Below are 8813 nucleotides of genomic sequence, written 5' to 3' on the forward strand. Positions count from 1 at the left end.
GCCTCTGTCATTAATGGCAGTGCTGTTACTCTCTGTTGTGGATCATTCACTATCCCTTCTAACAAGTTCTCGAAATGACCAGCCATTCGGGCAATAGTTTGCTCATCAAATAAGTCAGCATTGTATTTTAATAACCCAAGCAGACATGAGTCCTCTTCAAGCATTTCCAGGAATAAATCATATTGACTTTCATACTGATCGAGTACAAATGGTTCTACCTCAAGTCCTCCCCAATTCATCAAGGTTTTTTTGCTGCTAAAAAGCAACTTTTGCAAATCTTGAGATTCCAGGAATTTTTGTAGTACAAAGCAAGCCTGAAAAATAGGAGAACGACTGGAGTCACGTTCTACCTGTAACTTCTCTACCAATAAGCCAAAGGGATAATCTTGATGAGCTAGCGATCCAAGGACTGTCTGGCGGACTTGGGAAAGAAAATCTCTAAAGATGGGATTCCCTGAGAAATCTGCTCTCATCACTACTGAGTCAACAAAGTAACCAACGATAGTGGCAAACTCTGCTTTAGTTCTTCCACTACCGATAGAACCCACTAAAATATCCTCTTGATATGTGTAACGATACAGAAGAACTTGAAAAGCAGCCAACAGAGTCATATAAAGAGTTGCACCCTCTGTTTGAGCTAATTCCTTTAGTTGTTCAGTCAGCTTTTCAGATAACTTGAAAGGGTAGCTTCCACCATTATCAGTCTGTATAGGGGGCCGTTGTCTGTCTGTGGGCAAGTTCAATACTGGTAATTCCCCGCCCAATGTTTGTTGCCAATAGTTCCATAGTTGTTCTCCTTTTTGTCCTTCTACTAACTCCTTTTGCCAACTAACATAATCTTGATAAGAATGCTTTAGTGGTGGCAGAGATGCTTCGACCCCAGTTAGTTGAGATTGGTAGAGTTCTGGCAGTTCTTTGACAATTAAGTTGCAAGACCAACCATCTATAGCAATGTGGTGTATTGTAACTAACATAATGTAGTTGGCCTCCGAGCAAGTGAACCACCTAACTCGCATCACTGGTTCTGTTTCTAGGTTAAAAGGATGTCTGTGAGCTGCAACTACCTTTTTGTTTAACTCCTCTTCGCTCCAACTGGAAGCATCTATCTCTAAAAAGTCTAACTCTTGATGTTGATGTAGTTGTTGGATTGGTTGTTCGCCCAACTTCGGAAATGTACTCCGTAGTAGCGGATGCCTTTCCCTTAGAGCTTGAAAAACTTTTTGCCAAGTAGTTGTATCTACCTTAGAGTAAATCCGAACTGAAAATGACACATTATAATTATGACTCTGGGGTGATAGCTGCCACAAAAACCAGAGACCTTTTTGACCATAAGAGAGGGGATAAACTTGAGATATATCTGGATTTTCCCTTAGTAACTCTAAGATTTCTGATTTGTACTGCTTTAGTTGAGCAATAATATCTGTGGTCAGTACTTCTTGGGAACCTCCAGTTCGTAATTTTTCCCCATCACGCCATAGTTTAACTCCTTTGAGAGAAAGGTCTTGTAAAAATTCTACTAGGTTCATAGCTCTACCTCTATCCATTTACTATCTTTTACATTATTTTCTGGCTCCAAGTTTAGCTTGCGTTCATCGCTTTGAGCTATTTGCCGTTCTAGTTCAATTGATAGATCGGCAATGGTGATTCCTTGCATAAATTTAGTAATCGGAATATCCACATCTAACTCATTTTGAACCCTATTCCTTAGCTCTAGTGCCATTATAGAATCTAGCCCCATTTTATTTAAAGGCTTTTCTACGTCTATTACTTGAGAATTTATAATTCCCAGCACTCTCGCGGTTTCATTTTGAATATGAGCGATTAAGATGTTTTCTCGTTGCTCTAATGAAACTGTTTGTAAGTGTTCTAAAAGTTGTTCATTTTTTGATTGAGTAGTAGTTTGGGGCTTTTGTTGCCAATCAATTTCATTAAAATAATTACCCTTCTTTTGTTTTAGAGTGCTTAAAATAGCTGATGCTGTTGTTGCCATTAGTTTTAATTGATAGATTTCCCCTAGTACATTTCCTCCCTCGTCTAAAAGTTTTATATTGCCTGTTAAACTATCTTCTAGCGTTTCTGCTACAACCCATATTTTAGTTTCTATATGGCTATACAGTTTAAACTTTTCTATACTTACTGGCAGATATATTTTGTCTATTTCTGTTTTTGGTATAGCATGATTTATAACTTGAAAAGCAACATCTAATAGTGCAGGATGAATATGATAGTCTGTTGCTTGTGCTGTTTCATTTGGTAGATAAATTTCGGCCAAAGCTTTTCCTTGACCTTTCCACAACTGTTTTATTCCTTGGAAACTGTTACCGTAGTTAATACCTACTTCCTGAAATTTTTGATAATGTTGTTTGATATCTATTGCTTTAGTACAATCTCTCTGGTATTTTTCTATATCTATTGTTTCTTCTGTATGAGTTATGGAGTCAACAAGATGAATATTGACTTCTGCATACAAAGTCCATTCTGGTTGCGTATATTTTTCTTCTGCTTCTGTGGTAAAAATCTTGAGCTTATATGTGTTTTCTTCTAATTGAGTTACTACTGTTTGTATTTCCTTGATTTCTGTTTCTAGTAGTATTAAGTTTCCAGATACAACTACATCTGTTAGCAATATTTGGGATGAAGTGAATATATTTCTAGCTGCTGCTATGGCAATTTCTAAGTAACCTGCAGTTGGGAATAGCACTTGATCGAATACTTTGTAGTGACTTAGGTAGGGTTGCGTTCCTGCTGATAGGTATGATTGAAAATGATATTGATTCTCTATTCCTGCTAAGTTGATTTTTTTGACCTAGTAAGGGGTGCTGATTTTTTTCTATTGACCTATACTGTTGTTGATAGGTATTTTTTTATTTCTATCCAATAACGTTCTCGCTGAAATGGATAAGTGGGCAATGCTACTTTCTGACGACTATAGTCAGAGTCAAATCCTGACCAATCTACTGTGACTCCTTTGACATACAATTGTCCTAAGCTGGATAGCATTTGTTGCCATTCTTCTACTCCCGAACGTAATGATGGCAACCATACTCCCAAAACTTCCGATAGACATTGCCTTCCCATCCCTAATAATATTGGTTTGGGTCCGATTTCTACAAATACTTCATAACCTTCCTCATCCAGAGTTTTCATACTCTGAGCAAATCTTACTTGTTCTCGCACATGACGAACCCAATATTCTCCAGTAGTTATTTCCCCACCTACTTTTTCACCAGTCACATTTGATATTAGTGGTATTTTTGGTTGATTATAGGTGATTTCTTTAGCTACTGTTTCAAATTCTGCCAACATTGGTTCCATCAAATGAGAGTGGAAACCATGGGATACTTCTAATTGTTTAGTTTTAATTTTGATAGCTTCTAATTTACTACAAATCGCTGCGATAAATTCACTTTTACCAGAGATTACTATACTTTCTGGTCCATTAATGGCAGCTATGGCCACTTGTGAAGTATAGTCTCCTATCACCTCTGTTACTTGAGATTCTGATGCCATTACAGAAACCATTCCACCACCAGAGGGTAGCTGCTGCATTAACCGACCCCTAATGGCTATTAATTTCAGACCGTCTTCTAAACTGAATACTTCTGCAATACAAGCTGCCACATATTCGCCCACACTGTTACCCATTACTATACTTGGTTTAACTCCCCATGATTCCCATAATTTAGCCACAGCATATTCTATGGCAAACAAAGCAGGTTGGGTATAAGCTGTTTGGTCTAATGCACTTGACTTTTGTGTATCTTGAGGATAAAGAACTTCTAATAAAGATAATTCTAGATATTCTTTCAGTATTTCATTGCATTGGTCTAGAATTTTCTGAAATGTCGGTTGAGTCTCATATAATTGTCGTCCCATATCTACATATTGATATCCCTGCCCAGTGAACATAAAAGCAATCTTCTTCTCCTGACTTTCTGCTTTTCCTCTTAACAATCCGTCGGTCTCATTATCCTGAAGAAAATCTGCTAATTTTTCCTGTAATTCATCCTTAGACTTAGCTACTAATGCCAGTCTTTCTGCAAAATCTGTACGTCCTGTATTAGCACTAAAGCAAATGTCTTGTAACGATACTTCAGCGTTGGACTGCAAATAAGTTTCATATTTTTTTGCCAGATCCTTTAGCCCTTTCTCCGTCTGGCTAGATACTTTGAAAATATGTAGAGGACGTTCTAGAACATCTTCTCTTTTAATTTTTGACTGTCTTGAGTGCGTCTTACATTCTGAGGTTTCCTCGCCAATTAGCACTCGCTTTTGATTTTTGACTTGCTCTGGAGACTCTTCCAACACAACGTGAGCATTAACACCTCCAAACCCAGATGCACTGACCCCTGCCCGTCGAGGAATTATCTCTCCTGTTTCGGTCTGTAACTGTTGCCATTCTTGAGTTTCACTAACTATATAAAATGGGCTGTTTTTTAATTCTATACGGGGGTTTAATTGCTGAAAATTGGCAATTTTTGGCAATTTTTTGTGCTTTATGGCTAACAAAACTTTGATGACTCCAGCAATTCCTGCTGCTGCTTCTAAATGCCCAACATTTTTTTTTAGCGATCCCAAACCACAATAGGGTTTTTCTGTCAATGGTACTTCGTATTGTTGATGCAGTTGTTTGAAGCTTCGCTTGAGACCATTTATTTCTATTGGGTCTCCCAAGGGTGTTCCTGTACTATGAGTTTCTATGTAGGAAACTGTATTGGGGGCAATATTTGCTTTTGTATAGGCAGCTCGCAATACAGCTGCTTGAGCATAGACGTTAGGGGAGGTTAATGTTCTTGCTTGGCCTCCATGATTAACAGCACTCCCTTTGATTACACCGTAGATTCGATCTCTGTCTGAGAGTGCTTTAGCTAAAGGTTTTAATAAGACTATTCCTGCTCCTTCTCCTCTGACATAACCATCTGCACAACTGTCAAAGGTTTGACATTGTCCGTTTGGAGATAACATTCCTAGTTGACTAAAGGATATATAACTGGTAGGCGTGCATAATACACTTATTCCACCTACCAGTGCCATCTCACATTCTTTTTCCTTGATGGAATTGACGGCTTGATGGAGTGCTACCAGAGAACTAGAGCAGGCTGTATCTACGGGGACACTGGGACCGTGAAAATTGAAGAAGTAAGATATTCTATTGGGAATGATGCAGGTGTAACTTCCTGTCGCCGTGTGGCCTTCAATGTTTTCATTTTGGTGTTGCAACTGATCGTAGTCGTAGTTACAAGCACCAATAAATACTCCTATCTGACTTCCAGATAGTTCTGATGGTGCATAACCTGCATCCTCAATACAAGACCAACTCAACTCCAGCATGATTCTCTGTTGAGGGTCCATTTTTGTTGCTTCTCTGGGGGATATACCGAAGAATTGGGCATCAAATTTTTCTATATCTTCTATTAATCCTCCCCATTTACTAATTGTTTTATTGGGTGTTTCGGGATTAGGAGAGTAATATTTTTCTACGTCCCATCTTTGGGGAGGAATTTCTCTGATACTATTTATTCCAAGTTCTAGAGTTTGCCAAAATTGATTGTAGTCGTTTGCTCCAGGAAATCGACAAGCTATTCCTATAATGGCTATTGGATCGCTATCCATATTTTACTAATTTTTAATTACAAATTTACCAATTCTATTTCTACAGTTCTATAAGAATTTTTTGGGGATAATTTTATTTGATTTGGTGTTGCACATTGACTAATGATAATAATATAGAATCCGATCATACAGTGTATCTTCAATAATTCTATAATTACTTCAATCTCCCCACCTCCCCATCTCCTCCAACTATATAAATAATAAGTATTCAACCGGATTTGATCTGATTTGATTGATATTTTTGACGAAATATTTCCATAATTATAGAGACAAGTGATATGTACAGCCATCTAGAAAACTACAAGCTCTTGAGTGCCCATACAGCCTAATCTTGCTAAGACTCTCAGGACTTACGCAGTACTGCTACATATAGTGTATCATTTGGTCATTATTGCTGACGTAACCACTATTATTAGTGCCGTTGCTTAAGTCCTGACTCTCATCGTTTCGCTGGTCTTGAAGGCACGATGGGCAAAGTAGCGATGCAAACCGATACTCATTCCGATCATACTTAATGCCCACATCCCGATGAGTAATCTTATTTCTACACTACCGATCAGATGCCACCATAGTGAGGCGAGCGCTATTACTGTTACGATTGCTGGTATTATATTATATAAGAGAAAGTGTTTCTTTTGTAGATTTTTTATGTAGTCATTTGATATGGTTTTTGACTTTTGATTTTTTGCTGGCTGAACAGATTTTTTGGTCACGTCTATTTGAGTTAACATCAAACTTTTTCCTTTGTAGTTTTTTTCAGTGCAAAATTACCTGTTTGGTGTTTACTCCTCTAGGCCACTATTTGATTGCTCTACGAATTTTCTGTACGGTTGTTTGTCACTATCAAATTCTATCATCAATTTTTGGAAATTTAAACCTTTTATAGTAAATTTATACTAATTTCCGCTGGCGATCGCTGCACTACTTTTATTTCCTGCACCCTCCCCTGCTTCCAGTATCTCTAGCGTTCCTTCCCAAAATTTGACTCGGCAAGCAGAGCGCTGAATTTTACCGAATAATTAAGGTTTAAAGCCTCTCCTTTTAAGGAGAAACAAGAAAAAATTTTCCTTTGATTCAATCCTCTTCCTTTTAGGGAGAGGTAATTATCAATTATCCATTATCAATTATCAATTATTGAACACTTGATGTTTTAGGAATACTCCCGGCTTTGATTAAAACTACAGAATATACCTGTATATCATGTTCGTCTCTAACGGCCTCTCGAATATTTCCCACTACTTCATCTATGTCTAGATGTTTCTGATAACTCGTTACCCACTTGTTGCTTTTGAAGCTATACAGCGATCGCCCTTGCTTTTTCATCTAGTTCTTTGTAGCTCAAGCTATCTATTTCTTTTTCACCATTCTGAAGGAAAGTCTAAGCTTTTCGATCTGATTGATTTAGGGAGCGATACTGAAGAAGGTCAATTAATGTAGAAAATTCTTGCTCATTTTTCATATATTAATGTGCCGCTATTGTTTTTAGTTTTATGTTTACCAATACTAATGAAAATTAGACTAAGCTGAGAAGCATTTTGGCTTGACATTCTTTTTTTCCTTTCACAAAATGCAGACAAATTTATATTTATCCTGCTTCCTTAGTTTCTTTTGTTTCTTGTAGCGTTTCTACCGAAATAGATGTTGAGTCATTAATAATACTCAAAATATCCCAAGCTACTCTTGACCAGCTATAATGTAATTCCGCTATCTGACGTCCTATTCTTCCCATTTTTTCACTCTTCTTTGGTTTTGACAATAAGTAGTCAATCTCAGTGGTAAAGGCATCAGGATTGTCGTAGTCTGAGATAACAATACCATTTTTTCCAGGAACAATTACTTCAGGGTTTCCCCCCCTAGCAGTAGTAATAATGCATAGTCCAGTTGCCATAGCTTCATAATGCACCCTAGCTAGAGGCTCTTCCCATTGAGATGCGCATACAAATAGATCGCCTAATAGGAAATAATCTGCAACTTCTGATGGTGGGATAAAACCAGTCATCTGAACTGCTTGGCCTAACTTTTCTGCTTCTGCTTTAATTTCACGGACATAATCGTTTTCTTTGTTATTTCCGTACCATTTACTGCCTACTAAAAATAATACAGCAGATGGGTGTTTTTCGATTACTTTGGCGATCGCAGATATTAACAGATGAGGTCCTTTTTTATCTGTCAACCTTCCCACGCAGAGGACTACTTTTTTGCCCTCCAAGCCATAAGTCGCTAGCATTGCTTCTCGTTTCTCTTTTGCACCTTCTACCCACCTTGGCTGAAAGCGCTTGAGGTCTACTCCAGCATATACAGGTTGCAGTTTGTGTTTATATTCCGGAAATAATTTGGCAATACCATCAGCAATAAATTTACTGACTGTCACTACTTTTTCTACTCGTTCCAGGCATTTAATTGCTTCTTGTGGTTCGATTTTTTTAGCATGGAACATTTCGTTGTGCATGCTCAGAAGAAAGCGACTATTAGGAGCTGCATTGGCAACCAAAGACACATATTTTGGACGATTGTAAATTACGATCCAATCGAAATTTTTCCCTTCTACAAATTTGGCTACAGTTTGATAGTATTCTTCAGAAGTTTCTGCTACAGTGCGCTCGTAACGAATATTGTCTCTAATTTCTCTATCTGGTAAATCTGGGTCTGCTATGGAGAATACTGTGATTTCATGCTCTCGTTTTAGGTAAGGTAGAATACCGTCTATGTATGTCTGGATAGCTCCACCTCGGACACAAGGGACTGGTAATTTTTCTGTACAGACTAATAGTATGTTCACGTTATCAACTTGAACTTATAATTTCTATTAAAGAAGTATACGGGATTTTGATACACCTTTACATAAAAAAATTAGGCGTTGCTGAATTGAAGTATGAATGGGCAATTGTTTGGTTCTCGCCTTCGCCCCCGCGCATCCCCCATTCAACAAAAAGCGCAGCATCCTCTGGCTTCCCATCGTTCAAAAGCGAAGCATCCTCTGGCTTCCCCCTTTCCAAGGGGGGACGGGAGAGGGATTCAAGGGGGGACGGCAGGGGGATTAATAAGGGAGACTTTTAGAGTTTTATATCAAATCCGGTGGGGTTGCACATAGAATCCGGTTATATAATATCTGTTTATAATTTCTTAAATTACTTCAATATTAGACATCTCTTTCATGCATAGTAGGGACGCCCTTATGCAACGTCTGTACAGGGAAATAA

General features: G+C 38.0%; 5 protein-coding genes. All 5 read right to left on the reverse strand.

All coding sequences use genetic code 11. The features are described from left to right. Positions 1-1544: condensation domain-containing protein (locus SAGCYANO_RS01720; RefSeq protein ID WP_237395560.1), on the reverse strand; the 1544-nt coding region annotated here is incomplete at its 3' end. Further along, positions 1523-2797 carry a polyketide synthase dehydratase domain-containing protein gene (locus SAGCYANO_RS01725; RefSeq protein WP_307785797.1) on the reverse strand — a complete coding sequence of 425 codons (1275 nt, stop codon included), beginning with the start codon at positions 2795-2797 and terminating at the stop codon, positions 1523-1525. The genes SAGCYANO_RS01725 and SAGCYANO_RS01720, both read right to left, overlap by 22 nt. Before the next feature lie 41 nt (positions 2798-2838). After that, positions 2839-5613, reverse strand: coding sequence for a type I polyketide synthase (locus tag SAGCYANO_RS01730; RefSeq protein WP_202218513.1), 2775 nt, complete (start codon positions 5611-5613; stop codon positions 2839-2841). A gap of 1131 nt (positions 5614-6744) precedes the next feature. Beyond that, a complete protein-coding gene (locus tag SAGCYANO_RS01745; RefSeq protein ID WP_202218516.1) occupies positions 6745-6936 on the reverse strand; it encodes a hypothetical protein in 192 nt (63 codons plus the stop codon). A gap of 262 nt (positions 6937-7198) precedes the next feature. Continuing rightward, on the reverse strand, positions 7199-8392 hold the full coding sequence (locus tag SAGCYANO_RS01750) for a glycosyltransferase family 4 protein (RefSeq protein WP_202218517.1): 1194 nt from the start codon (positions 8390-8392) through the stop codon (positions 7199-7201). Positions 8393-8813 lie beyond the last annotated feature (421 nt).

The sequence above is a fragment of the Okeania sp. KiyG1 genome, from assembly GCF_014132355.1.
Lineage (GTDB): Bacteria > Cyanobacteriota > Cyanobacteriia > Cyanobacteriales > Microcoleaceae > Okeania.